This window comes from Caballeronia mineralivorans PML1(12), from assembly GCF_001028175.1.
Taxonomy (GTDB): Bacteria; Pseudomonadota; Gammaproteobacteria; order Burkholderiales; family Burkholderiaceae; genus Caballeronia; species Caballeronia mineralivorans.
This window is the reverse complement of sequence record NZ_AEJF01000100.1, coordinates 1-913: the sequence shown is the minus strand read 5'-3', so window position 1 is coordinate 913 and position 913 is coordinate 1. Positions and strand designations below refer to the sequence as shown.

Sequence of the window (913 nt, the reverse complement as noted above, 5' to 3'; positions counted from 1 at the left end):
GGTGGTTTCAAAAAGCCGAAATAGATCGCTGAAGAGTATTCCAGCAGATAAGGCAAGCAGCGAACTTCAAGAAGGCTTCATGGATCTTGGCCAGTCGCTCGTAGCGAATTCGCAAACGGTGGAAATTATGGAACCAAGCATGAGTACGTTCGACTACCCATCGATACTTTCCAAGTCCGCTGCCATGTTCAGTGCGGCGCCTGGCGAGAACAGGTTTAATACCGCGATCGCGCAATTTCTGTCGGTGTGCTTCGGAGTCGTACCCGCGATCTGCAAAGACCACTTGAGGCTTTTTCAAGGGGCGACCGCGTATGCCACGAATGGCTGGAATCGCGTCGATAAGCGGCAGCAATTGTGTGACGTCATGGCGATTCGCACCGGTCAAGATGATCGAAAGCGGCACCCCGTTTGCGTCGGTCGCAACATGGTGCTTAGAGCCCGGTCGCGCACGGTCTACGGGGTTCGGCCCAGTTTTTGGCCCGCCCCGATAGCCCGCACGGAAGAGGAATCGACAACCACGCGTGACAAGTCGATTTGGCCCGCTGCGCGTAACTCGGCGAGCAGCACTTCGTGCAATCGATCCCACACGCCTGCTTCTTGCCAGTCGCGTAAGCGGCGCCAACAAGTCACGCCAGAGCCGCAACCCATTTCGGCGGGTAGATCGCGCCAACGCAGCCCTGTGCGCAACACAAACACAATGCCGTTCAATGCTGCGCGATCGGGTACCGGCTTGCGACCAGGGTACTTCTCGCGACGAGCTTTCGGCTGGGGCAGTAACGGTTCGAGTCGGCGCCATAATTCGTCGTCAATGATTGGCTTGTCCATCCCTTGGTCTCGTCATCACGATGGCCTAGGTTAACAGGATGTCTATAAAGTTAACAGAGCCCTTCACGTTTTTTTGAAACCGGCTCTT

General features: G+C 56.0%; 1 pseudogene. It reads right to left on the bottom strand.

Going from position 1 to position 913, the window contains the following annotated elements:
* Window positions 1–7: 7 nt before the first annotated feature.
* Window positions 8–825, bottom strand: a pseudogene (locus tag EOS_RS44505) (IS5 family transposase).
* Window positions 826–913: the final 88 nt, after the last annotated feature.